The following is a 23,199-nucleotide window of genomic DNA, read 5'->3' as shown; positions in this document are numbered from 1 at the left end:
TGCGCCGTGTGCCTCATCCGGGTCGAGGTGGAGGGACCGGGCTCCGTCCTGCTGTCGGTCCTGACCTCCCACGACCTCGCCGGACGTGTTCTAGACCAGTGGCGGCTGACCGACCCCGCCGAGGTGCTGCCACTCGTGCAGGCGTTCCTCGACCGGTCGATACCTTCCCGATTCCCGTGACTCCGGGCCCCGCAGTGGTCTTTACTCAGCAAGAGGACCTGCACGTGACCGAAGAGGGCGGTCACCCGAGGGCCGTCGACATCCGGGAGTCGGTCGTGAGCACGGATCTGGATCGTGACCAGCGATGCACTCCGCGCGCGCTCCTGTGCCTGTTCGGGGGGCCGAGCGTGCTGCACCACGGCACCCGCATCGTCGTGCCCGAAGGCTCGCAGCGGCTGCTCGTCCTGGTCGCGTTGCGCGGCGGCCGCGTCGACCGGCGCCGCGTGGCGGGCAGCCTGTGGCCCAACGGCTCCGACGACCGCGCGGCCGGCAACCTGCGTTCGGCCATGTGGCGTCTGCGCAGCGCGGGGCTCGACCTGCTGAGCAATGAGCACGGCGTGGTGACGCTCCGCGAACGGGTCGACGTCGACGTGCACGCAGTCGCGTCCTGGGCCGACCGCCTGGTCCGCGGCACGCACACCGACGACGACCTGGTGCTGGAGGGCCGGCCGCTGGACCCCGACGACGTGCTCCCGGGCTGGTACGACGACTGGGTCATCTTCGAGCGCGAACGTCTGCGCCAGCGCGTGCTGCACGGTCTCGAGGCGCTCAGCACCCTGCTGCGCGAGCAGGGCAGGTGCGCCGAGGCCGTCGAGGCAGCCCTGTGCGCGGTGCACCTCGAGCCGCTGCGCGAGAGCGGGCAGCGGGCGCTGCTGCTCGCCCACCTCGCCGAGGGCAACCAGGTCGAGGCACACCGCGCCCTCGACACCTACGCGCGACTGCTGCGCAACGAGCTCGGCCTGCGCACCAGCGCCGAGCTCCAGGCGCTGCTTCGCGCGCCGCGGCCGCGGCTGTCAGACCTGCCGCGGGCATGACAACGGCCCGCCACCTCGAGGGCGACGGGCCGTTGCGGTCGTACGGGGTCAGGCGTGGTGCGGGCTGAACGACGACGAGCCGGTGTTGTCACCGTCGTCGGCGATCGCGACCTCGCGCCGCTTGGAGACGACGACCGCCGCCGTGATGATCGCGACCGCGACGAGCGCGATCACGATCCGCAGGGCGTCGTTCTCGTCCTTGCCGACGCTCATCGAGACGACGGCGCTGGCGATCAGCAGCGAGACCAGGTTCATCACCTTGATGAGCGGGTTGATGGCCGGGCCGGCGGTGTCCTTGAACGGGTCGCCGACGGTGTCGCCGATGACGGTCGCGGCGTGGGACTCCGAACCCTTGCCGCCGTGGTGGCCGTCCTCGACGAGCTTCTTGGCGTTGTCCCACGCGCCGCCTGCGTTGGCGAGGAAGACAGCCATCAGGGTGCCGGCGCCGATGGCACCGGCGAGGAAGCCGGCCAGCGCCGTGACGCCGAGGCCGAAGCCGACGGCGATCGGGGCCATCACGGCCAGGATGCCGGGCGTCACGAGCTCGCGCAGCGAGTCGCGGGTCACGATGTCGACGACCTTGCCGTACTCCGGACGGCCGGTGCCCTCCATGATCCCGGGGATCTCGCGGAACTGGCGACGCACCTCGAACACGACCGCGCCGGCCGCGCGGGCCACCGCGTTGATCGCGAGCCCGGAGAAGAGGAACACCACGGCCGCACCGAGCAGCACGCCGACCAGGACGGCCGGGTTGAAGACCTGGAAGTTCAGGATCTCGTCGGAGCCGGACTCCGCGAGCGCCTCGCCCACCGACGTGGCGTACGACCCGAACAGCGCCGTCGCGGCCAGCACGGCCGTCGCGATCGCGATGCCCTTGGTGATCGCCTTGGTGGTGTTGCCGACGGCGTCGAGCTCGGTGAGGATCTGCGCGCCCTGCTCGCTGACGTCGCCGGACATCTCGGCGATGCCCTGCGCGTTGTCGGAGACCGGGCCGAAGGTGTCCATGGCGACGATGACGCCGACGGTGGTCAGCAGGCCGCAACCGGCCAGCGCGACGGCGAACAGCGACACCGTCAGGGTCGCGCCGCCGAGCAGGAACGCTCCGAAGACCGCTGCACCGATGACGAGCGTGGTGTAGACCGCGGACTCGAAGCCGACGCTCAGGCCGGACAGGATCACGGTCGCGGGGCCGGTGAGCGAGGTCTTGCCGACGTCCTTCACCGGGCGGTACTCGGTGCCGGTGTAGTAGCCGGTGAGGGCCAGGATGCCTGCGGCCATCACGATGCCGATGACCACGGCGGCGCTGGCGATGAAGCGCGGGTCGCCGTCGACGCCGGCGAAGGTGTCACCGAACTCCGCGAAGTCGCCCGGCAGGTAGACGTAGGACAGCACCACGGAGGCGAGCGCCCCGACCGCGGCGGAGATGTAGAAGGCGCGGTTGATGGTCGTGAGGCCGTTCTCGCCGGCCTTCGGCTTGGTGATGTAGATGCCGAGGACCGCGGTGAGCGCACCGATCGCCGGGATGAGCAGCGGGAAGACCAGGCCCTTGTCGCCGAAGGCGGCCGCGCCGAGGATCAGCGCGGCGACCAGCGTGACGGCGTACGACTCGAACAGGTCGGCGGCCATGCCGGCGCAGTCGCCCACGTTGTCGCCCACGTTGTCGGCGATCGTGGCGGCGTTGCGCGGGTCGTCCTCGGGGATGTTGTTCTCGACCTTGCCGACGAGGTCGGCGCCGACGTCGGCAGCCTTCGTGAAGATGCCGCCGCCGACTCGCATGAACATCGCGAGCAGCGCGGCGCCGAAGCCGAAGCCCTCGAGCACCACGGGCGCCTCGTCCTTGAACAGAAGGACCACCACGCTCGCGCCGAGCAGGCCCAGGCCGACGGTCGCCATGCCGACGAACGCGCCCGTGCGGAAGCCGATCGTCATGGCGGGGTCGCGGCCCTCGGTCTCGGCGGCAGCGGCCACGCGCAGGTTGGCGCGCACGGCCAGGCTCATGCCCAGGTAGCCGATGGCGGCGGAGAAGCCGGCGCCGACCAGGAAGAAGATGGAGCGCCCGATGCGGACGGTGATGTCGTCGGCCGGCAGCGCGAACAGGACCACGAACGCCACCGCGGCGAAGATCCCCAGCGTGCGGAACTGGCGCTGCAGGTAGGCGTTGGCGCCTTCCTGGACGGCCAGGGCGATGGTCTTCATGTTGTCGGTGCCCTCACCCGCGGCCAGCACCTGCGACCTGAACATCGCAGCCATCCCGAGCGCGCCGAGCGCGATCAGGGCGACGACGACGACCAGGACGAGGTTGCCTCCTTCGAGCTCCGGTTGCGCGACGACCGCGGGCAAGATCCCCGTCATTCGTGTCCTCCTCGGACTTGAGCTGGCACTGGAAACACATCCGTGAACGCGCCGGAGTCTACGCAGACGTGACCCAGATCACGGGGCAGCGTGACCCACACCACACCGGGTGTCTGGTCCGGGACCGGGTTCGAACGTGCAAAACCCCTCGGGACACGTCCGGAGGGGTGGTCGACGGCGCGGGTCGCGCGCGAGGGTCAGGCGGTGGGAGCGGTGCCGACGGAGTCGTGGATGACGAACACCTTGGCCAGACCGGTGATGCGGAAGATCTTGAGCAGCCGCTCCTGGGTGCAGACGAGGTCGAGCGAGCCGTCGTGGGCCCGGACCTTCTTCAGCCCGCCCACGAGGACGCCGAGGCCGGTGGAGTCGAGGAACTCGACGGCCTCGAGGTCGATCACGATGTCGTAGGTGCCGGCGCTGACGAGGTCGGTGATGCAGTCACGCAGCTTGGGCGCGGTGTAGACGTCGATCTCCCCGCCGACGGCCACGACGGCACGCCCGTCCACCTCGCGTGTCGCAAGGGTGAGATCCACGACTGCTCCCCGGTCCCCGAACTCGTTCGGACAGTGCGCCTGCGGGCACGCCGGTGCCCTCGGTCCATTCGGGTGGTATCAAACCACGAGTCACAAGGGTTCCGCAGGGGTCCTCTCCACATGCCCTGCCCGATCTGCACCCGATCTCCCCCCGATCTCCCCCCGATCTCCCCCGGAACCCCTCCCGGCGCTGTCCCCGGTCTTTGCCAGACTGCGGTCGTGAGCCACTCCCGCGCCGGTGTCGCGCCGCCGGTCGACACCCTGGTCCGCCGGCTGATCGCGGTGCCCGGGCGCGAGGACCGGCTGCGCCACCTCGAGGTGCTGCCCGCCCGGCAGGCGGTCCACGAGGACTGGCCGGACTGGGTGCCCGACGACGTCCGCAGGGCGTACGCCGCCCAGGGCGTCGCGCGGCCGTGGCGGCACCAGGTGGTGGCCGCCGACGCGGCCCACGCGGGCGACCACGTCATCGTCGCGACCGGCACCGCCTCGGGGAAGTCGCTGGCCTACCAGCTCCCGGCACTGTCCGCGATCCGCGCGGCCCGCGGACCTCGCGGCGAGCGCGGTGCGGCGGTGCTCTACCTCGCGCCGACGAAGGCGCTCGCCCACGACCAGCTCGCCGGGCTCGAGTCGCTCGGGCTCGACGTGCGCCTCGCCGCGCACGACGGCGACAGCTCTCGCGAGGAGCGCGACTGGACGCGCGACTTCGGCGAGTACGTCCTCACCAACCCCGACATGCTCCACCGCTCGCTGCTGCCCTCGCACCACCGCTGGGCGCGACTGCTCGGCTCGGTCCGCTACGTCGTGGTCGACGAGTGCCACCACTACCGCGGGGTCTTCGGGGCGCACGTCTCCCACGTGCTGCGCCGGCTGCGGCGGGTGTGCGCGATGTACGGGGCGCACCCCACCTTCGTGCTCGCCTCCGCGACCGTGGCCGAGCCCGAGGTGACGGCCGCGCGGCTCACCGGGCTCGATGTCGTGGCACTGACCCGCGACGACTCGCCCCGCGGGGAGATGTCGCTGCTGCTCTGGGAGCCGCCCTTCACCTCCCACGCCGGCGAGAACGGCGCTCCCGTACGGCGGGCCGCGTCGTCGGAGGTCGCCGACCTCCTCGCCGACCTGGTCGCCGAGGACGTCCGGACCCTGGCCTTCGTCCGGTCTCGGCGCGGCGTCGAGCAGGTGGCGCTGACCGCCGCCGACCTGCTGGCCGAGGTCGACCCGTCGCTGCCCGGACGGATCGCGGCCTACCGAGGCGGCTACCTGCCCGAGGAGCGGCGGGCGCTCGAGGCGGAGCTGCGGCGGGGAGACCTCGTCGGGCTGGCCGCCACCAACGCGCTCGAGCTCGGCATCGACATCAGCGGGCTCGACGCCGTCCTGGTCGCCGGGTTCCCCGGAACCCGCGCGGCCTTCTGGCAGCAGGTCGGCCGAGCCGGACGCGGGGCGCAGGACGCGCTCGGCGTGCTGGTCGCCAAGGACGACCCGCTCGACACCTACCTGGTGACCCACCCCGAGATGCTCATCGGCGCCCCCGTCGAGGCGTCCGTGTTCGACCCGTCGAACCCCCACGTGATGGGACCGCACCTGTGCGCCGCCGCGCAGGAGCAGCCGCTCACCGAGGCCGACCTGCCTCTGTTCGGGCCCACCGCGCGCGAGGTCCTCGACGAGCTGACCGGCCTGGGGCTGCTGCGGCGGCGGCCGCGCGGATGGTTCTGGACCGACCGGTCGCGCGCCGCCGACCTCGCCGACATCCGCTCGGCGGGCGGATCGCCGGTGCAGCTGATCGAGGCGGACACCGGCCGCGTGGTGGGCACCGTCGACGCCGGCGGCGCCCACAACCAGGCCCATCCCGGCGCGGTGTACGTCCACCAGGGCGAGACCTGGGTCGTCGAGGACCTCGACCTCGAGCACCACGTGGCGGTCATGCGTCGCGACGACCCTGCCTGGAGCACCACCGCACGCGAGGTCACCGACATCAGCATCGTCGCCACCCGCGAGCGGCAGTCGTGGGCCGGGTGCGAGCTGGCCCTCGGCGAGGTCGACGTGTCGCACCAGGTGGTCTCCTTCCTCCGGCGTCGCCAGCCCGGCGGCGAGGTGCTGGGCGAGGAGCCGCTCGACCTGCCCGAGCGGACGGTGCGGACCACGGCCGTGTGGTGGACGGTGCCCGACGACGTGGTCGCCGAGGCCGGGCTGGACGCACTCGACGTGCCGGGCGCGGCCCACGCCGCCGAGCACTGCTCGATCGGGCTGCTCCCTCTCTTCGCGACGTGCGACCGGTGGGACATCGGTGGCGTGTCGACGGCACGTCACGCCGACACCGGCGTGCTGACCGTCTTCGTCTACGACGGCCACCCGGGCGGGGCCGGCTTCTCCGAGCGCGGGTTCCGTACGGCTGTCGCCTGGCTGTCCGCGACCCGCGAGGCCATCGCCGGCTGCGAGTGCGTCAGCGGGTGCCCGTCGTGCATCCAGTCACCCAAGTGCGGCAACCAGAACAACCCGCTCGACAAGGCCGGTGCCATCGCCCTGCTGGACGCCCTCCTCGCGGGTGCACCGCGTCCTGGGGGTTGGGGCTAGATTCGGGCGCATGGTGATCCTCGGCCTCGGCCTCCTCATCCTCGGCGCCATCGCGGTGCTGTCCGCCATCTTCGTCAGCGAGGACGTGCCCGGCGGCGGCGGCGAGCTGCTCGGCTTCAACGTGACCACGCTCGAGTCCTTCCTCGTCGGGGTCGCCGCAGGCGCCGCCATCCTGTGGGGGTTCGCGATCCTCAAGTGGGGCACGAAGCGCAGCCTGGCGCACCGGCGCGAGCGCAAGGAGCTGGCCAAGCTCAACGAGAAGCTCGAGCGGGTCGAGGCCGAGCGCCGCGACGAGACCCCCGAGCGGCACGACACCGCCTGAGGGCTCACCCGGGACCGGCGCGCGCCTCGGCGCTCACCCGGACCTGCGACCACCTCGACGCCCACGACAACACCGGTCCGGGCACGGACACCACGACGCTGACGACCTCGGCGTCGAGGCTGCACCGGTCCAGGGCCGCGTCGTTGGCGGCCGCGACCCGGGCAGCCTCCCCGCACGGGTCGCCGGTGGCGGTCGCACCGGCGAGCGCCGCGAGGTCGGCGGCCGCCTGGACGCGGCGCTGCGCGACGACCAGGCCGCCCGCCGCACCCAGGCCGGCCATCACGAATACCAGCACCCCCGCCATCGCCACCACCAGGACGGTGGCTCCACCCGTGTCGTCGTCACGCCGCCTCATGACTGCTCCACCACCGCGACGGCGGCGGCGCTCACCGTCACCCCCGGCAGGGACCCCAGCAGCCCGCCCGGCCCCCGCACGCGGGCGGTCGTCGTGACCTCCACCCGGCCGTCCGCCAGCGCGACGTGCACCCGCGCCGACTCCGGAGCGATCCGCAGGGCGACCGCCTCGGCCGAGGACACGTCGTCACCCCGGGCCACGACCCGGGCAGCCTCGCGGGAGGCGTCGACGACGCGGACCTGCGCCGCGCCGACCGCCAGCATCCACACCAGACCGGCGGTCAACGCGACCAGCAACGGGATGCCGATGGCGAGCTCGGCGGTCGCCGCGCCACGCTCGTGCCGAGCCCGCACGGCCATCAGCCGATGCCGAGCAGACCCATGACGTGCGTGAAGAGCCGCTCGAGCAGCCGATCGCCGAACGCCCCCGTCAGCAGCGTGTAGAGGAGGCCGGCGAACCCGGCCCCGGCCGCGGTGCCCACGGCGTACTCCGCGGTGGTGATGCCCGACTCCGACCTGTCGTGACGCTGGACCATCATCGTTTCCCCTGTCGTCGCGGAGCTCCCGATGAGCCCCGACCGGGACCAGCCTGCGAGCAGCCCGGAGCGCCCGCACCCGTACTCCGTCCCGCCTGTGGAGGACGCCTCCAGCAGCAGCCCTGTGGACACCTCGCGGCCCGTGCGGCGGTCGATCCGGTGGTCCGTCACGGCGCCACCGTGCCGAACAGCGAGGCGACCGTCGGCACGACACCGAGCAGCATGAAGGCCGGCAGCAGGCACACCCCCAGCGGGACGGCGGCAGCCACGCCGACCCGGCGCGCTGCGTCCTCGGCGCGCGCGAGCGACTCCCGCTCGAGCTCGTCGGCGAGGCGTTCGACGGCCTGGACCACGGAGGCCCCGGAGACCTGGGACCGCACGAGGGCGCGAGCCAGCGGCGCCAGCGACTCGTCGTCGGCGACCGCGGCCCACGCGTCGGCTCCGGAGCCCCAGCGGGCACGCTCGACCACCGGCGCCAGCCGCTCGGCGGCGGGGCCGGGCAGGGCGGCGCACACGCGGGCGAGGCCGGCGACGGGTTCGGCCCCGGCACGCAGCGTCGAGGCGAACAGGTCGACGAGGTGGGGCAGGGTCCGCTCCACCTCCTCGCGCTCGCGTCGGGCGGGCGCGGTCTCAGCACCTGCGAGCGCGTGGCGCGCCAGCGCGGCCGCGACCAGGGCGACGACCAGACCGGCGGTGCCCCCGACCACCAGCCAGCCGCCGATCGCGACGCCGACCACCGCCACCGGTCGCAGCCCGCCTCCGCCCGGCCCGCGCACCCGGACGGCGCCCAGCGGCGGCAAGGACGGCAGCGCCACCGCCACCGCCGCGGCAGTGAGGGCCACGCTGAGCCAGGTCATGGCGCGGCCGCCCGGTCGGCCAGCCGCTCGATCCACCAGAGCCCCACGACGAGGAGGCTCGCCCCCACGGCAGCACAGACCCAGCCGACCGGGGTGCCGAGCAGGAACGACCACGGGTCGGAGCCGGCTCCCGAGCCCATGAGCAGCACCGCCACGGGCAGGCAGGCGACCAGCCGGGCGGTCGCCCGGGCCGAGGCCAGCTCGGAGTCGACGAGACGCCGGGTCCGCCGTCGGGCCCGCAGGCCCCGGGAGGTGCGCTCGAGCGCCGTGGCCAGCCCGTGCCCCGAGTGCTGGGCGACCTGCCAGGCCCCGGCGACCCAGTGGAGGTCCGCCGCGCCCTTCCGGGCGCTCGCCAGGCGACGCATCGCGTCAGGGACGTCCGCGCCGAGGCGCAGTGCGTCGACCACGGGGACGAGCGGCGGCCAGCGCTCGGCCGCAGCCGAGAGCGCGGCCTCGGGCGGGCGGCCGGCGGCGAGGTCGGCGGCGAGGAGGTCGCACACCTCGAGCACCGCGGCCTGGTCGGCCGCGGTGCGGCGGCGGGCGGCGTACGGGGAGAAGGGGCGCACCCGCAGCGCGGGTCGCGGCACTCCCGGGGTCGACCGGACGGGTGGCACGAGGCACGCGACCGCCGTCGCGGTGAGCAGCGCGGCGAGGACGGCCGCGACCCAGGCGTTCACCGGGCCGCCGAGCGAAGGCGCGCTGCCAGGGCTCCGGCCGCCGGGCCGCGCGCCACACGGTCGGACACGAAGGTCGCCGCGGTCCGCAGGACGACCAGCCCCGAGTCGTCCCGCTCGGGGACCCCCAGCTCGAGGATGCGCCTGCGCCCGTCGCGGCCGCGGCCGAGGTGGATCACCACGTCGAGCGCCGAGGCGAGCTGGCTGTGCGCGGCCGCACGCGGCAGGCCCGCGGCGAGCGCGAGCGCCTCGATCCGCGCCGGGACGTCAGCGGCCGAGTTGGCGTGGAGCGTGCCGCAGCCGCCGCCGTGGCCGGTGTTGAGGGCGGCGAGCAGGTCGACCACCTCAGATCCGCGCACCTCCCCGACGACGAGCCTGTCTGGACGCATCCGCAGGGCCTGGCGCACGAGGGTCTGCAGGGAGATCTCACCGGCGCCCTCGACGTTGGCCGGGCGCCCCTCGAGGGCGACGACGTGCCCGTGCTCGGGCCGGAGCTCGCTGGCGTCCTCGACGACCACGATCCGTTCTCCCGGGTCGACCAGGGACAGCAGTGCCGAGAGCACCGACGTCTTGCCGGTGCCGGTGCCGCCGGTGACGAGGAACGCGCAGCGCGAGTCGACGACCTCCTCGAGCAGGAACGCGCCGTCCGGCGGCACCGCGCCCGCCTCGACCAGCTCGGGCAGGGTCCACACGCGGCCGCGGGGCACCCGCAGCGAGAGGACCGTGCCGGAGCGGGCGACGGGGGCCAGCACCGCGTGGAAGCGGGTGCCGTCGGGGAGGCGTACGTCGGCGTGCGGGGTGGCGTCGTCGAGCCGCCGCCCGGCCGAGGCGGCCAGTCGTTGGGCGAGGCGGCGCACGGAGGCGTCGTCGGGGAAGGTCACCGGCACCCGCTCCAGCCCGGTGCCGCGGTCGATCCAGACCTCGTCCGGGCGGTTGACGAGCACGTCGGTGACGTCGGGGAGCCGGAGCAGGTCCTCCAGCGGGCCGGCACCGAGCACGTCGCGGCGGAGCAGGTCGTGGACCGCGAGGACCGTCGCGTCGCCGACGGGCGACCCCGACGCACGCAGCGCCTCCGCCACCCGGTGGGGCGTCAGCTCGCCGGCCGTCGCGGCGAGGCGGCGGCGCACGTCGTCGAGGACCACGTCGGGGACCGGGGTGCTCATGCGGCGTCCGCCAGCAGGTCGCGGACCGCGCGGGCGAGCGGCCCTCGCCCGGCGAGCGGTCCCAGGCCCCGGTCGAGCGCGGCGGCGAGCCCGCGCTGGTCGGCGACCGCGGCGACCACCGGCAGCCCCGTCACCCGCTCCGCGTCGGCGTCGCCGAGCCCACCGGGACGCACCACCAGTCCGGCGCGGCCGGCGCGGCCGAGGTCGGCGACCAACCGTGCGGTGGCGGCGAGGCCGGGCACCGTCGCCGGCGTGACGACCAGCAGGTCGTCGCACCGGTCGGCCAGCTCGACGATGCCCGCGCCGCCCTGGCGGGCCAGGTCGACGACGACCAGCCCGTGGCCCCGCACACCCGCAGGCAGGACCCTGCGGACGGTGGGCACGTCGAGCCGCCGCCGCAGGCCCGACCAGGTGAGGACGCCGAGGTGGTCCCGTCGGGGTACGCCCTCCCGCAGCGCCCCAGCGCCCAGGCGTCCCGACGTCTCGGCGAGCGCCTCCCACCGCACCCCCGGCAGGTCCTCCATCCCCAGCAGGCGGTCCACGCCGGGCCCCAGGGGGTCGCCGTCCACCAGCAGCGTCGGCCCACGCCGCGCGTGCCACTGCGCCAGCGCGCAGGCGAGGGTCGTCGCCCCGGCCCCGCCCGTGCCGCCGACGACCCCCACGAGACGTCCCGGCGAGCCGCGCTCACCCACGTCGGCGAGCGCCCCGGACAGCCAGGCCGCGCCGTCGGGCAGGTCGACCACGGAGTCGGCACCGAGGGTCACCGCGTGGCGGAACGCGCTGTCGTCAGGCGGTGCGCCGACGACGTGGACCCCCGGCCGTCTCGGTGGCGCGAGCCCCCCGACCGGGCCTGCGAGGTCGGCCCCGACCAGCACCAGGTCGGCCTCTCGCCACGTCGCCAGCGACAGGTCGGGGTCGGCACAGACCTCGGCAGCGATGCCTGCGGCGGCGCAGAGCGGGACGACGGCTTCGTGGACCGACGAGGAACGAGTGATCAGCAGGACCGGCATGCGAGGAGCGTCCGCTGCGGCACCGACTTCTGGCTCGGGCGTGGTCGCCGGCCTGTGGACAAGTGCCGCGCGCGCCCGCCTGTGGATGCGCGATGGCCCACGAAGGCGGTCGCCCGGCACCTACGATGGCCGCATGACCCGCCCGACAGCGGCCTTCTTCGACCTCGACAAGACGATCATCGCCAAGTCGAGCACGTTGGCCTTCAGCCGCGAGTTCCAGGCGGGCGGGCTGATCTCGAGGCGCGCCATGCTGCGCTCGGCGTACGCCCAGTTCCTGTTCTTCACCGGCGGCGCCGACCACGACCAGATGGACAAGATGCGCGAGTTCATGTCGCAGCTGTGCGCCGGCTGGGACGTCGCCACGGTCCGCGAGATCGTCCACGAGACCCTCACCACCATCGTGGAGCCGCTGGTCTACGACGAGGCGGTCACCCTCATCGAGGAGCACCGCGCGGCGGGCCGCGACATCGTCATCGTCTCCGCCTCCGGCGCCGAGGTCGTGGAGCCGATCGGCGAGATGCTGGGCGCCGACCGGGTGGTCGCGACCCGGATGGAGATCGTCGACGGCAAGTACACCGGCACCATCGACTACTACGCCTACGCCGAGGAGAAGGCCCGCGCCATCGAGCGCCTCGCCGAGACCGTCGGATACGACCTCGACGCGTGCTTCGCCTACAGCGACTCGGTCACCGACGTCCACATGCTCGAGGTCGTCGGACACCCGTTCGCGGTGAACCCCGACCGGGAGCTGCGTCGCATCGCCGGAACCCGCGACTGGCCGGTGCTGCTGTTCGTACGACCGGTCGCGCTGCGCCGTCGGCTGCCCGTCCCGCCCACGCGGCCCACCCTCGCCGCGCTGGCCGTCGGTGGCGCGATAGCGGCGGGTGGAGTCCTCTGGGCCAACCGTCGCAGGCGGATCCTCGACGCCTGAGCGAGACCCACCGACACCCGCCAAAGTCAAGCCTTGAAGGTGTCACCGGGGCGGACTAGAACTGGGTACAGAACTCCACAGCAGCACGTGATCCGGGTACCCACGCGGCGATCCACCCATCCGATGGGGTGCTGGCCGATCGGGATCTGCCCGAGGCAGCGATTGAGAAGAGCACGCTTGGTAGCCACGGCATCACGTGTCAGCGGCGGCACCCGATCCATGTGAGCGGGTGCCGCTCGCATGTCCGGGGCTCGGTCTATCCCCGCAGCGGCGAGGCCTCGGCCCCCGCGGCGAACGCCTCCGCCCCGTAGAGCGCCCAGGCGTGCACCCCGCGCGGCCCGCCGTCGCTGTAGGCACGCAGGTTGGACTCGTACGCCGCACGCTGGGCGAGGTGTCCGGCCTCGGGCACGACGAGCGACTTCGCGTCGACGCCGCGGGAGACCAGCACGAGCCGCTCGAGCGCGCGGGCCACGATCCCGTTGTGGGAGGCGAAGGGGGCGGCGGTCGCCACGTCGGCATGCGCGATCGCGGCGACCAGCAGCGCGGGCGCCGACGTGCCGGACAGCAGGAGCTCCGAGACGCCGCGCAGCCGGTCCGCGGAGGCGGCGTCGCGCGGGCGACCGAGCTCCTCGGGAGCCAGCGACGACGAGGCCACCACCGTGTGCAGGCGCGCGATCGCCTGCAGCGGGGCGGTCTTGAGCAAGGGAGCCAGGGCGAGCATCGAGGCGGACAGCCGTACGGCGTCGGCGGCGATCTCGTCGCCCTCCCCCGCCCGCACCTGCTCGAGAGTCGACGACGAGCCCTCGAGCACCGCGCTCGCGTGGGCGCCGCGCAGCAACGACTCGGCCGTCATCTCCGGAGACGTACGACGCAGCCCGCGGTCGCGGAGCATCACGTCGATCCCGTCGCGGACACCGGCGTAGGCCGAGGGCACCCCTTCGAGGTCGGTGAGCCAGGCGAGCGGGTCGGTCATGGGAGGACGGTAGCCCCGACAACTTCCGGCCCCGGTGGCGCGTCCCACACCGACGCCCACCACCCACACCGATCCTCCGGGGGACCGATGCTCCGCAGCGCCACGTTGACCACCACCGCCCTGCTCGGCCTGACCCTCCTCGCGCCCACGGGCGCGACCGCCGCCGGCGAGACCTGCCAGGGGCAGCCGGCCACCATCGTCGGCACCCCGGGGGCCTTCGTGCTGACCGGCACCGAGGGACGCGACGTGATCGTCACCAACGGGTCGCTGCAGGTCGACGCGCTCGGCGGCGACGACCTCCTCTGCGTGACCGTGCGCGGTGCGCAGGTCCGGGCCGGCGACGGCGACGACGTGGTCGACACGACCGCGGTGACGCAGCTGTCCACGACCGCGCGCCTCGGCGCCGGCAGCGACCGCTTCGTCGGCGGAGCCGCGCGCGACATCGTGTTCGCGGGTGCGTCCGCGCCCGGTTCTGCGGACATGACCGACAGCGAGCGCGACGTGATCGACACCGGGCCCGCAACGTCCTCGCGGTACGAGCCTGACGAGGTCGACTCGGGCAGCCGTGGCGTCGCGAACGCCGACGAGGTCCACCTGGACCGGGGCATCCTGCGGTGGGCGGGCGTCCCGACGCCGAGCACCGTGGTCGATGCCGGCTCCCGCAGCACCCTGGCCCTGGACGCCGTGCTCACGGAGACGATCGCGATCGACAACCGCGCCGGGACCCTGACCGTCGACCAGCACCCGGCCCTGCCGTTCACCGGGTTCACCGACTTCACGGTCTTCGCCGAGCGCGGCCCCCGGTGGATCAGCTTCCGGGGCAGCAGTCGCGACGAGTCCCTCTCGCTGGAGCTGTGGGACGCCCGAGGGCACGACGTGCGCATGGGCGGCGGGGACGACACCCTGCGGTACCAGGCCCCGGGCGTCGACGGCATGACGCGGGCGTCGACCCAGCACGGTGGCGGTGGGCACGACCGCGTCGAGCTCCTGCTCCCCGACGAGGTCGCCGTCGAGCTCGACCTGGCCCGCGCTCGCCTCGCGACGAGTGACCGACGTGGACGGGCGGCACGGGTCGCGCGTTTCGAGGACGCGTCGGTGATGGCGACGGAGGTCGAGCTGCGTGGGACCGCGCGCCGCAACCAGCTGGAGGTGTACGCCTGCCGCTCCACCGTGGCCGGCCGCGCGGGGCGCGACCGGATCTCGACCTTCGACGAGGTGGTGGACGAGAGCCTGCGCTGCCGTCGCCCGAGGACGCGGATGCTCGGCGGCGCAGGCAACGACGTCATGATCGGCGGCCGCGGACCCGACGTGCTCGTCGGCGGTCCCGGCCGCGACCGCGCGGACGGCAAGAAGGGGCGCGACGTGTGCGGAGCCGAGGTGCGGCGGCGGTGCGAGGTGCGTCGCTGAGCGTCACTTGTAGCCTTGCGGCGATGAGCGACGAACCCACCTCCAGCCCCGCCCACGCCGATCGCGCACGCTCCTTCGGGGCCGTCGCCGAGGCGTACGACCGCGGCCGGCCGGCATACCCGGCCGAGGCGGTCGCATGGCTCGCCGGCGGCGAGGCCAAGGTGGTCCTCGAGCTCGGGGCAGGCACCGGCAAGCTGACGCGCAAGCTCGTCGACCAGGGTCACGCGGTGTTCGCGACCGAGCCGGACGAGGCGATGCTCGAGGTGCTGCGCGAGCGGGTGCCCGAGGTGAGCGCGAAGGTCGCCGCCGCGGAGGAGATCCCGGCCAACGACCGCTCCGTCGACGTGGTGGTGGTCGCGCAGGCGTTCCACTGGTTCGACCACCGGGCGGCGTTGCCCGAGATCGCGCGCGTGCTCAAGCCGGGAGGCCACGTCGCCCTGGTGTGGAACAGCCGCGACGAGCGGATCCCGTGGGTGCGGCGGATGGGCGACATCCTCGGGCGCCAGGACCTCGACACCTCCTCGGCGGAGCACCTCGTGCACAGCGACCTCTTCGGGTTCATGGAGGAGGCGAGCTTCAAGCACTGGCAGGAGATCGACCGCGAGACGATCGTCGACATGGCACGGTCACGGTCGAGCTTCGCGGTGATGGGCGAGGAGGAGCGCGAGCAGCACCTCGCCGACGTGCTGGCGTTCTACGACGACTACGGCCGCGGCATGGACGGCATGCGGATCCCGTACGTCACCCGGTGCTACCGGGCCGCGGTGGTCGACCGCGACGACACCGGCCCCGCACCCGAGGAGCGCGAGCCGGACGGGCCGCTCGTCAGCGACGGGACCGACACCGACATGCTGCTCATCGACTTCCGCTGAGCCGACCGCTCAGCGGCGAGAAGGCACACGAGCGCGGCGGCCGCGGCGGGGCGGATCGGGGAAGGACGTCGTCGCATGTCCTCACCCTGCCCCGGACCGCGGTCGTGGAACCCTGCGGGGGGCCACGCAACCTTCCGGGCCGCCCGCGCATCACACGTCCGGAAGCGCCACGACGAACTCGGGGGACCTCATGCGACGTACGACATCACTGACCACTGCCGCGCTGCTCGGCCTGGCCGTGCTCACGCCGACCACCTGGACCAGCCCCGCGGCCACAGCTGCGGGCGAGACCTGCCGGGGCGAGGCCGCCACCATCGTCGGGACCGGGCCCACCGTGACCGGCACCGAGGGTCGCGACGTGATCGTGACCGCAGCAGCGGGCGTGGTCGACGCGCTCGGCGGCGACGACCTGATCTGCGTGACCGGTCCCGGCGGCAGCTCCAACCTGCTGTCCGTGGTCGCCGGGGCCGGCGACGACGTGGTCGACACGACCGCGCTCGCGGCCGGCTTCTACGTCACCACCGTCCTGGGCGCGGGGGCCGACACGTTCGCCGGCGGCCCGGCCTCCGACACGGTGTACGCCGGCGAGCGGGCGAGCACCGCCAACGGGGGCTACACCTTCGGCGCCGACACCGAGAGGGACACGATCGACACCGGCGACGGCGACGACACGGCCTGGACCGGCGCGGCCGGCACCCCGAACCGTGACGTGGTCCGCCTCGGCCTCGGCACCGACCGGCTCTACCTGGGCGCTGCCAACGCCACGGCCGACGCCGTGCTCGACGGCGGCGCGGGCGAGGACGGCCTGCGCCTCACCGGCGGGTCGGGCGACCTGGCTCTCGACATGACAGCAGGCACCTTCACCTCCCCGCAGGGGACGGCCGCCTTCACGTCGTTCGAGTTCAGCAGCCTCGAGGTCGGGACCGGCACCGTCGCCTACCGCGGCACCGAGGGCGATGACGACGTGACGCTGCGCCCCACCGACGGCGTACCCACGCTCGACGTGACCACGGGTGGTGGTGACGACGACGTCTTCCTCGAGCCCGCCACCGCGATCGGCGCGGGCAGCCGCATCGACACCGGCGCGGGCACCGACACCCTCGTCGCCGCGACCGAGACCGGGCGCCTCGCGCTCGACCTGGCGACCCAGCGCTTCGGCGCCGGCGGGGTGGACGCGGTCGCCGTCGGTCTCGAGGACGCCTTCCTGATGGCCCCGGAGGTCGTGATGAACGGCGACGACGACGACAACGAGCTCCGGTGGAACGGCTGCGACGCCACGCTGCGCGGCGGCCTGGGCGACGACTACCTCGGCTGGCAGTTCGACGGGATCTTCGAGTCCTACAGGTTCGACTGCACCGGCGAGGTCACGATGAACGCCGGTGACGGCCGCGACACCCTGCGCGGCTCCAACAAGGCCGACCTGCTCATCGGCGGTCGCGGGCACGACACCATCGAGGGTCGCGGCGGCGACGACCGGGTCCGCGGCAGCCGCGGCAACGACGAGGTCGACGGCGGACAGGGCCGCGACAGGGTCAGCGGTGGCGCGGGCAACGACGTGATCAACGGACGCTCGGCCGACGACGTGCTGATCGGAGGGCCCGGGCGAGACCGGGTCGACGGCAGCAACGGGCGCGACCGCTGCGTCGGCGAGCGGAAGACGCGGTGCGAGCGATGAGGCGTACGACCTCCCTGACGGCCGCAGCGCTGATCGGCCTCACCGTCCCGGGCCTGGCCCTGCTCGGCGCGGGCGCGGCCAGCGGCGCCGCCGAGACCTGCCAGGGCAGGACCGCGACGATCGTCGGGGCCGGGCACCGCGTCGATGGCACGGAGGGCCCGGACGTGATCCTCACCAACGGCGCCCGGGCGGTCCACGCCAAGGGCGGCGACGACCTCGTGTGCATCACCGGGCCCTACACGGGCCGCTACCTCGCTGTGGACGTCCGGGCGGGCGACGGCAAGGACGTCGTCGACGGCACCGGCTCGCCGCGGCAGGAGGTCCACGCGCAGATGGGGTCCGGCGTGGACACCTTCCTCGGTGGCGGCGCGGGCGACTCCGTCGTGCTCGACTACCCGACGCCGCAGGGGGCGTCGACACCGTCGACGGCGGCGGCGGTGTCGACTTCGTCAGCATCACCACCGGCCCCGGTGACGTCGTCGTCGACAATGCGGCCGGCCGCTTCACCGCGGGCGGAGAGGTCCGCGCGACGTGGGCAGGGCTCGAAGGGTTCGGGGTCGAGCAGTCCGCTGGCTCCCAGCGGATGAGCTTCGTCGGCACCAGTGGCGACGAGACCCTCGCGTGGTCCTCGGTGGACGACGCGGTCCTCGACGCCAGCCTCGGCGGCGGCGACGACCGCTGGTCCTCGCCGAGCCCGCCCACGCCGTCGAGCCGCATCCTCGGCGGCGCCGGCCGCGACAGCATGTACGTGGCGTCCGAGGAGGCCGGCATCGACCTCGACCTTGCCGCCGGGACGATGGGTGTCGCAGCCGCGACGCCCTACGACGTGACGACCTCGGGCTTCGAGGACGCCGACGTGTTCGCCCCGAGCGTCACCGTGCGCGGCACGGACGGCCCCAACGACATCGGCCTCACGGCCTGCACCGGCGTCGTACGCCTCGGCGGCGGTGACGACTCCGTCGAGCGGCAGTACGACTCGAGCTTCGAGTCCGACATCCGGTGCGCGGAGACGCTCACCGCCAACGGCGGGGCCGGCGACGACGAGCTGTCCGGCACCCGCGGCGACGACACGCTCAAGGGCGGCTCCGGCAAGGACGCCCTCGTGGGCGGCTTCGGCGAGGACCGCCTCGTCGGCGGGGGCGGCGACGACCGTCTCGCAGGCAAGGCCGGGGGCGACGTCCTGCTCGGCGGCGGCGGACGCGACCGCGCCGACGGTGGCACGGGTCGAGACCGCTGCGCCGCGGAGCGCGAGCGACGCTGCGAGCGCTGAACGGACCCGACGCCGGGTTAGTCTCCGGCCATGGCGTGGAGATGGCGGCGTACGTCGCTGGGCGGCGAGGCGGACCGCGCCGCGTTCCGCGCCCTGCACAACGCCTCCCTGGCGAGTCCCGCGCTGCGTGAGGGGCTGACCACCACCAGCGCGGAGAAGTCGGTCCGCCACCTGCGCGCGCTGCTCGGCACGCCCGCGGCCGGACTGGGTGACACCAGCGGGCTGCTGGCGTGGGACGGGCTCGGCGGGCACCACCGCTCGCAGCTCGCCGCCACCATCAAGCAGGTCGCCGAGACCGGGCGCACGATGATCGTCGACGAGCGGACACTCGTGTGTGACGACGGGGGCTGCGAGGTGCGCCAGGCCATCGTGAGCCCGCTGGTCGTCGAGGACACCCTCGTCGGGGCGCTCGTGGTCGGGGCCCCGCACACCACCGGTGGGCTGGTGCGCGCCGCCGACGAGGTCGCCTCCTGGGTCAGCGGGCAGCTCGAGCTCGCCGAGCTCGACGCGTCGCGGACGCGGCTGATGGAGGCCGAGGTGCGCGCGCTGCGGGCCCAGATCAGCCCCCACTTCGTCTACAACTCCCTCGGCGCGATCGCCAGCTTCGTCCGTACGGACCCCGACCGGGCCCGCGAGCTGCTGCTGGAGTTCGCCGACTTCACCCGCTACTCGTTCCGACGCCACGGCGAGTACACGACGCTGGCCGAGGAGCTGCGCTCCGTCGAGCGCTACCTCCTCCTCGAGCAGGCGCGCTTCGGCGACCGGCTCCAGGTGACCTTGCAGGTCGCGCCCGAGGTGCTGCCCGTGGCGGTGCCGTTCCTGTGCATCCAGCCGCTCGTCGAGAACGCCGTGCGCCACGGCCTCGAGGCCAGCGCCGACAAGGCCGACGGCGTCGGCCGGCTGTCCATCACCGCGCGCGACCTCGACCAGGAGTGCGTGATCGAGGTGGAGGACGACGGGACCGGTGAGGACCCCGAGCGCGTGCGCCAGGCGCTGGCCGGAGACGCCTCGATGGACTCCGTCGGCCTCGGCAACGTGGACGCGCGCCTGCGCAACGCCTACGGCGACGACTACGGTCTGGTCGTCGAGACCGCACCCGGCGCGGGCACCAAGGTGATCGTGCGGGTGCCCAAGTTCGCCCCGGGAGTCCAGGTATGACAGGTCTGAAGGTCCTCGTGATCGACGACGAGCGTCCTGCCCTCGACGAGCTCACCTTCCTGCTCGGCCGCGACCCGCGCGTCGGCGAGGTGCGGGGCAGCGACTCCGCCACCGAAGCGCTGCGGGTGCTGCAGGCCGAGGAGGTCGACGCGGTCTTCCTCGACGTCCAGATGCCCGGGCTCACCGGTCTCGATCTCGCGCAGGTGCTCTCGCGCTTCAAGTCCCCGCCGCCGGTGGTGTTCGTGACGGCCCACGAGGAGCACGCGGTCGCGGCCTTCGAGCTGCGCGCCGTCGACTACGTCCTCAAGCCGGTGCGCGAGGAGCGGCTCGCCGAGGCCGTACGCCGGGTGGTGGAGGCCGGCGGCCCCGCACCGTCGGGCGACGTGCAGATCCCCGTCGAGCGCGGCGGCGTGACCCGCTTCATCAACCGCTCCGAGATCACCCACGTCGAGGCGCAGGGCGACTACGCCCGTCTGCACACCGCCGAGGGCTCGCACCTCGTCCGCACGCCGCTGTCCTCCCTCGCCGAGCAGTGGGCGCCGGCCGGCTTCGTACGGATCCACCGCTCGGTCCTGGTCGCGCTCCCCCACGTCGACGAGGTGCGCAGCGAGGGCGGACGGGTGAGCGTGGTGATCGGGGGCACCGAGCTCCCGGTGAGCCGCCGCCACACCCGCGAGCTGCGCTCGGTGCTGACCCGACGCGAGTCCTGACGGGCGTGCCGTGAGCGACCAGCCGCCCCCGCGCGTACGCGTCACCGGTCCGCCGCGGCGCCGCGCCCACGCCGTACGCTCCGCCGGCACCCGCGAGATCGACGCGGAGACGGCCCTCGGCGAGGTGTTCATGCGCTCCCTGCTGCGCGAGCAGCTGTTCCTCGCGCTGCGGGTCCTGGCCGCGCTGGCGGCCACGGTCGGGATGCTGCCGCTGCTGTTCCACCTGTTCCCCTCGCTCGGCGACGAGCGGGTCGGGCAGATGCCGCTGGCGTGGCTGCTGCTGGGCGTGCTGACCTACCCGTGGCTGGTGGTGCTCGGCTGGTTCTACATCCGCCGCTCGGAGGACCACGAGCGCGACTTCGCCGACCTCGTCGGGTCGCTCGACGAGGCCGGCCCCGAGGACCCGCGGTGACGACCGACGTGGTGCCGGGCATCGTCGCCGTCGTCCTGGTGTCGCTGGCGACGCTGGTGATCGGTACCTGGGGGCTGCGGATCTCGCGCACCACGAGCGACTTCTTCGTCGCCTCGCGCACCGTGCGGCCCCGGCTCAACGCCAGCGCGATCGGCGGGGAGTACCTCTCTGCCGCGTCCTTCCTCGGCGTCGCCGGCCTGCTGCTGACCTTCGGCGCCGAGATGCTCTGGTACCCCGTCGGCTGGACCGCGGGCTACCTCGTCCTGCTGGTGCTCGTGGCCGCGCCGCTGCGGCGCTCGGGGGCGTACACCCTGCCGGACTTCGCGGAGGCGCGGCTGGGCTCGCGCGGGGTGCGCAAGCTCTGCTCGGTGCTGGTCGTCGGCATAGGCTGGCTCTACCTGCTGCCGCAGTTCCAGGGGGCCGGGGTCACGCTGCGCTCCACGATCGGGGCGCCGGAATGGTCCGGCTCGCTCGTCGTCGCGGTGGTCGTGCTGGCGTCGGTGAGCCCCGGCGGCATGCGGTCCATCACCTTCGTCCAGGCCTTCCAGTACTGGCTGAAGCTCACCGCGCTGCTCATCCCGGTCTTCGTGCTGCTCGCGGTGTGGCTCGCCGACGGCGCCGCCGACCCCACCGCCAGCGCCCCCGCCTCGTGGTCTGTCCCGCTCGCCGCCCCGGGCGGCGGCATCGGCCTCTACACGACGTACTCGCTCATCGTGGCGACCTTCCTCGGCACGATGGGGCTGCCACACGTGGTGGTGCGGTTCTACACCAACCCCGACGGCCGCGCGGCCCGCCGCACGACGCTCGCGGTGCTCGCGCTGCTGGGCATCTTCTACGTGCTGCCGCCGGTGTACGCCGCCCTCGGCCGCATCTATGCCCCCGGCCTCGTGGCCGGGCGCTCCGACGTGCTGGTGCTCGAGCTGCCCAACCTGATGGTCGGCGGGGCGGTCGGCGCCGTGCTGACGGGCCTGGTGACGGCCGGCGCGTTCGCGGCCTTCCTGTCGACGAGCTCGGGACTGACCATCGCCGTCGCCGGGGTGCTGTCGCAGGACGTGACGGGCCGGCGGTGGGGATCCTTCCGGCTCGGCGGCGTGGCGGCCTTCCGAGTCGCCGCGGCGATCGCGGTCGTCGTCCCGCTGCTGATGTCGCTGCCCGCCCAGGACGTCGCCGTCGCGCGGACGGTGGGCCTGGCCTTCGCGGTCACGGCCTCGACCTTCGCCCCGCTGCTGATGCTCGGCATCTGGTGGCGCGGGCTGACCCCGGCCGGGGCCGTCGCCGGGCTGCTCGTGGGCGGGCTGGGGTCGGGTTTCGCCGTGGCCTGGACCCTGGCGACCTCGCCGGCAGCGGGCTGGGCCTCCGCCCTGCTCGGCCAGCCGGCCGCGTGGTCGGTGCCGGCGTCCTTCCTGACGATGGTCGCGGTCTCACGGCTGACGCGCGCCTCGGTCCCCGCGCACGCCGGACGGTTCATGGTGCGGCTGCACACGCCGGAGGTCGTCGAGCTGAAGCGCTGAGGAGCGCCTACGTCGCGCGGCCGCCCCGGGCACTCTCGAGGTGGCGGGCCATGACGTCGCCCAGCGAGACGGTGTCCACCGCCACCGTCACGATGGTGGCGCCCTCCGCGGCGTAGGCTGCCGCGGCCGCGCCGTCGTACGCGTGGACGCCCACCGGCACCCCGGCGGCGACGGCCCGGGCGATGATCGACGACAGCACGGCGCGCAGGTCGTCCCGGCGGTCCTCGCCGTCGAGGCCGAGGGAGAGCGAGAGGTCGCCCGGCCCGACGTAGATCCCGTCCACGCCCGGCACCGCCAGGAGGGCGTCGAGGTCGTCGAGGGCGCTGGCGGTCTCGACCATGGGGATCACCAGGGGCTGGTCGGCGCCGCCCGTGAGCCTCCCGATCGACCGCCCACCGGCCGGGGCGTAGCGGCAGGCGGAGACGACCTCGCGGGCATGGTCGGCGTCGCGGACGTTGGGCACGATGACGCCGCAGGCACCGAGGTCGAGCGGTCGGCCCACGTCGGCGAACGACGAGCTCCGGGAGCGCACCAGCGGCACCGCGCCGGCCGCCCTCACCACCGCCGCCACCCCCGGCAGGTCAGCCTCGGTCGCAGCGCCGTGCTGCAGGTCCACCACGACGTGGTCAGCCCCCGTCCGTGCGAGGACCTCGGCGGTCACCACGCCCGGCAGCAGGCTCCACACCCCGTGGCTCGGGCGTCCCTCGCGCCACCGCCGCCGCAGCTCGGTCTCGGTCATCGCCATCTCGGGCCGTTGGCTCACGTCCATGCCCAGGGAGTCTGCCCCTCATGAAGGCAGTTCGCGCGGCTGGGTGCCGGTTCCACGCTCAACCGGCCCTCGCCGACGGCGAACTGCCTTCATGGTGCTGCCAGGACG

25 protein-coding genes are annotated in these 23,199 nt (G+C 74.1%); 14 read left to right on the top strand and 11 right to left on the bottom strand.

Going from position 1 to position 23,199, the window contains the following annotated elements; all coding sequences use genetic code 11:
• Positions 1 to 6 precede the first annotated feature (6 nt).
• Positions 7 to 180 (top strand): hypothetical protein, encoded by a 174-nt coding sequence (locus IE200_RS04330; protein ID WP_191278078.1) that lies wholly within the window; start codon positions 7 to 9, stop codon positions 178 to 180.
• A 167-nt stretch (positions 181 to 347) separates the two neighbouring features.
• Entirely contained in the window at positions 348 to 1,034 is a 687-nt protein-coding gene (locus IE200_RS04325) for an AfsR/SARP family transcriptional regulator (protein WP_191278077.1), read from the top strand.
• A gap of 48 nt (positions 1,035 to 1,082) precedes the next feature.
• Here the strand turns inward: IE200_RS04325 and IE200_RS04320 are convergent, their stop codons facing one another.
• Together IE200_RS04320 and IE200_RS04315 are read right to left on the bottom strand one after the other, a co-directional pair.
• Entirely contained in the window at positions 1,083 to 3,386 is a 2,304-nt protein-coding gene (locus tag IE200_RS04320) for a sodium-translocating pyrophosphatase (protein WP_191278076.1), read from the bottom strand.
• A 197-nt stretch (positions 3,387 to 3,583) separates the two neighbouring features.
• Positions 3,584 to 3,919, bottom strand: coding sequence for an anti-sigma factor antagonist (locus tag IE200_RS04315; RefSeq protein ID WP_191278075.1), 336 nt, complete (start codon positions 3,917 to 3,919; stop codon positions 3,584 to 3,586).
• Positions 3,920 to 4,138: 219 nt separating this feature from the next.
• Between IE200_RS04315 and IE200_RS04310 the strand changes: the two genes are divergently transcribed.
• Positions 4,139 to 6,487 (top strand): DEAD/DEAH box helicase, encoded by a 2,349-nt coding sequence (locus IE200_RS04310; RefSeq protein WP_229856072.1) that lies wholly within the window; start codon positions 4,139 to 4,141, stop codon positions 6,485 to 6,487.
• Positions 6,488 to 6,497: 10 nt separating this feature from the next.
• The gene (locus IE200_RS04305) at positions 6,498 to 6,809 is read left to right on the top strand and encodes a hypothetical protein (protein ID WP_191278073.1); all 312 of its coding nucleotides are present in this window, start codon (positions 6,498 to 6,500) and stop codon (positions 6,807 to 6,809) included.
• A 4-nt stretch (positions 6,810 to 6,813) separates the two neighbouring features.
• Here IE200_RS04305 and IE200_RS04300 read toward each other — a convergent pair whose 3' ends face one another.
• The 7 genes from IE200_RS04300 to ssd are packed head-to-tail and all read right to left on the bottom strand — an operon-like array spanning position 6,814 to position 11,403.
• Positions 6,814 to 7,164, bottom strand: coding sequence for an Rv3654c family TadE-like protein (locus IE200_RS04300; protein WP_191278072.1), 351 nt, complete (start codon positions 7,162 to 7,164; stop codon positions 6,814 to 6,816).
• Positions 7,161 to 7,523, bottom strand: coding sequence for a TadE family protein (locus IE200_RS04295; RefSeq protein WP_191278071.1), 363 nt, complete (start codon positions 7,521 to 7,523; stop codon positions 7,161 to 7,163). The genes IE200_RS04300 and IE200_RS04295 overlap by 4 nt, the downstream gene beginning before the upstream one ends.
• Positions 7,523 to 7,870 carry a DUF4244 domain-containing protein gene (locus IE200_RS20615; RefSeq protein ID WP_229856070.1) on the bottom strand — a complete coding sequence of 116 codons (348 nt, stop codon included), beginning with the start codon at positions 7,868 to 7,870 and terminating at the stop codon, positions 7,523 to 7,525. The genes IE200_RS04295 and IE200_RS20615 overlap by 1 nt, the downstream gene beginning before the upstream one ends.
• Complete coding sequence (locus IE200_RS04285; protein WP_191278070.1) at positions 7,867 to 8,556, bottom strand: type II secretion system F family protein; 690 nt, start codon at positions 8,554 to 8,556, stop codon at positions 7,867 to 7,869. Before IE200_RS04285 ends, IE200_RS20615 begins: the two co-directional genes overlap by 4 nt.
• Positions 8,553 to 9,233: a type II secretion system F family protein gene (locus tag IE200_RS04280; RefSeq protein WP_191278069.1), complete on the bottom strand. Its 681-nt coding sequence runs from the start codon at positions 9,231 to 9,233 to the stop codon at positions 8,553 to 8,555. Before IE200_RS04280 ends, IE200_RS04285 begins: the two co-directional genes overlap by 4 nt.
• Positions 9,230 to 10,393: a TadA family conjugal transfer-associated ATPase gene (locus tag IE200_RS04275; protein WP_191278068.1), complete on the bottom strand. Its 1,164-nt coding sequence runs from the start codon at positions 10,391 to 10,393 to the stop codon at positions 9,230 to 9,232. Before IE200_RS04275 ends, IE200_RS04280 begins: the two co-directional genes overlap by 4 nt.
• Complete coding sequence (gene ssd, locus IE200_RS04270) at positions 10,390 to 11,403, bottom strand: septum site-determining protein Ssd (protein ID WP_191278067.1); 1,014 nt, start codon at positions 11,401 to 11,403, stop codon at positions 10,390 to 10,392. Before ssd ends, IE200_RS04275 begins: the two co-directional genes overlap by 4 nt.
• Positions 11,404 to 11,536: 133 nt before the next feature.
• On the opposite strand from ssd, the gene IE200_RS04265 reads away from it, so the two are divergent.
• Positions 11,537 to 12,334: an HAD family hydrolase gene (locus IE200_RS04265; RefSeq protein WP_191278066.1), complete on the top strand. Its 798-nt coding sequence runs from the start codon at positions 11,537 to 11,539 to the stop codon at positions 12,332 to 12,334.
• 256 nt (positions 12,335 to 12,590) lie between these two features.
• On the opposite strand, the gene IE200_RS04260 is transcribed toward IE200_RS04265, so the two are convergent.
• On the bottom strand, positions 12,591 to 13,307 hold the full coding sequence (locus IE200_RS04260; protein WP_191278065.1) for a Fic family protein: 717 nt from the start codon (positions 13,305 to 13,307) through the stop codon (positions 12,591 to 12,593).
• A gap of 87 nt (positions 13,308 to 13,394) precedes the next feature.
• Here IE200_RS04260 and IE200_RS04255 point away from each other — a divergent pair, with 87 nt between their 5' ends.
• From IE200_RS04255 to IE200_RS04215, 9 genes are all read left to right on the top strand, one after another.
• Entirely contained in the window at positions 13,395 to 14,714 is a 1,320-nt protein-coding gene (locus tag IE200_RS04255) for a hypothetical protein (RefSeq protein WP_191278064.1), read from the top strand.
• A 23-nt stretch (positions 14,715 to 14,737) separates the two neighbouring features.
• Complete coding sequence (locus IE200_RS04250; RefSeq protein WP_191278063.1) at positions 14,738 to 15,586, top strand: class I SAM-dependent methyltransferase; 849 nt, start codon at positions 14,738 to 14,740, stop codon at positions 15,584 to 15,586.
• A 190-nt stretch (positions 15,587 to 15,776) separates the two neighbouring features.
• Positions 15,777 to 17,261: a calcium-binding protein gene (locus IE200_RS21015; RefSeq protein ID WP_191278062.1), complete on the top strand. Its 1,485-nt coding sequence runs from the start codon at positions 15,777 to 15,779 to the stop codon at positions 17,259 to 17,261.
• Positions 17,258 to 17,848: a hypothetical protein gene (locus IE200_RS04240; RefSeq protein ID WP_191278061.1), complete on the top strand. Its 591-nt coding sequence runs from the start codon at positions 17,258 to 17,260 to the stop codon at positions 17,846 to 17,848. The genes IE200_RS21015 and IE200_RS04240 overlap by 4 nt, the downstream gene beginning before the upstream one ends.
• On the top strand, positions 17,845 to 18,531 hold the full coding sequence (locus IE200_RS04235) for a calcium-binding protein (protein ID WP_191278060.1): 687 nt from the start codon (positions 17,845 to 17,847) through the stop codon (positions 18,529 to 18,531). Before IE200_RS04240 ends, IE200_RS04235 begins: the two co-directional genes overlap by 4 nt.
• A 30-nt stretch (positions 18,532 to 18,561) precedes the next feature.
• On the top strand, positions 18,562 to 19,689 hold the full coding sequence (locus IE200_RS04230; protein ID WP_191278059.1) for a sensor histidine kinase: 1,128 nt from the start codon (positions 18,562 to 18,564) through the stop codon (positions 19,687 to 19,689).
• Positions 19,686 to 20,399: a LytR/AlgR family response regulator transcription factor gene (locus IE200_RS04225; RefSeq protein WP_191278058.1), complete on the top strand. Its 714-nt coding sequence runs from the start codon at positions 19,686 to 19,688 to the stop codon at positions 20,397 to 20,399. Before IE200_RS04230 ends, IE200_RS04225 begins: the two co-directional genes overlap by 4 nt.
• A gap of 10 nt (positions 20,400 to 20,409) precedes the next feature.
• Positions 20,410 to 20,811 carry a hypothetical protein gene (locus IE200_RS04220; protein WP_191278057.1) on the top strand — a complete coding sequence of 134 codons (402 nt, stop codon included), beginning with the start codon at positions 20,410 to 20,412 and terminating at the stop codon, positions 20,809 to 20,811.
• Positions 20,808 to 22,322, top strand: a complete 1,515-nt coding sequence (locus IE200_RS04215; RefSeq protein ID WP_191278056.1) for a sodium/solute symporter — start codon at positions 20,808 to 20,810, stop codon at positions 22,320 to 22,322. The genes IE200_RS04220 and IE200_RS04215 overlap by 4 nt, the downstream gene beginning before the upstream one ends.
• A gap of 7 nt (positions 22,323 to 22,329) precedes the next feature.
• Here IE200_RS04215 and IE200_RS04210 read toward each other — a convergent pair whose 3' ends face one another.
• Complete coding sequence (locus IE200_RS04210; protein WP_229856069.1) at positions 22,330 to 23,091, bottom strand: HpcH/HpaI aldolase family protein; 762 nt, start codon at positions 23,089 to 23,091, stop codon at positions 22,330 to 22,332.
• Positions 23,092 to 23,199: the final 108 nt, after the last annotated feature.

This window comes from Nocardioides flavus (ex Wang et al. 2016), assembly GCF_014653115.1.
Lineage (GTDB): Bacteria > Actinomycetota > Actinomycetes > Propionibacteriales > Nocardioidaceae > Nocardioides > Nocardioides flavus.
Note: the sequence above shows the minus strand (reverse complement) of the source record. Positions and strands in the feature narration are given on the sequence as shown.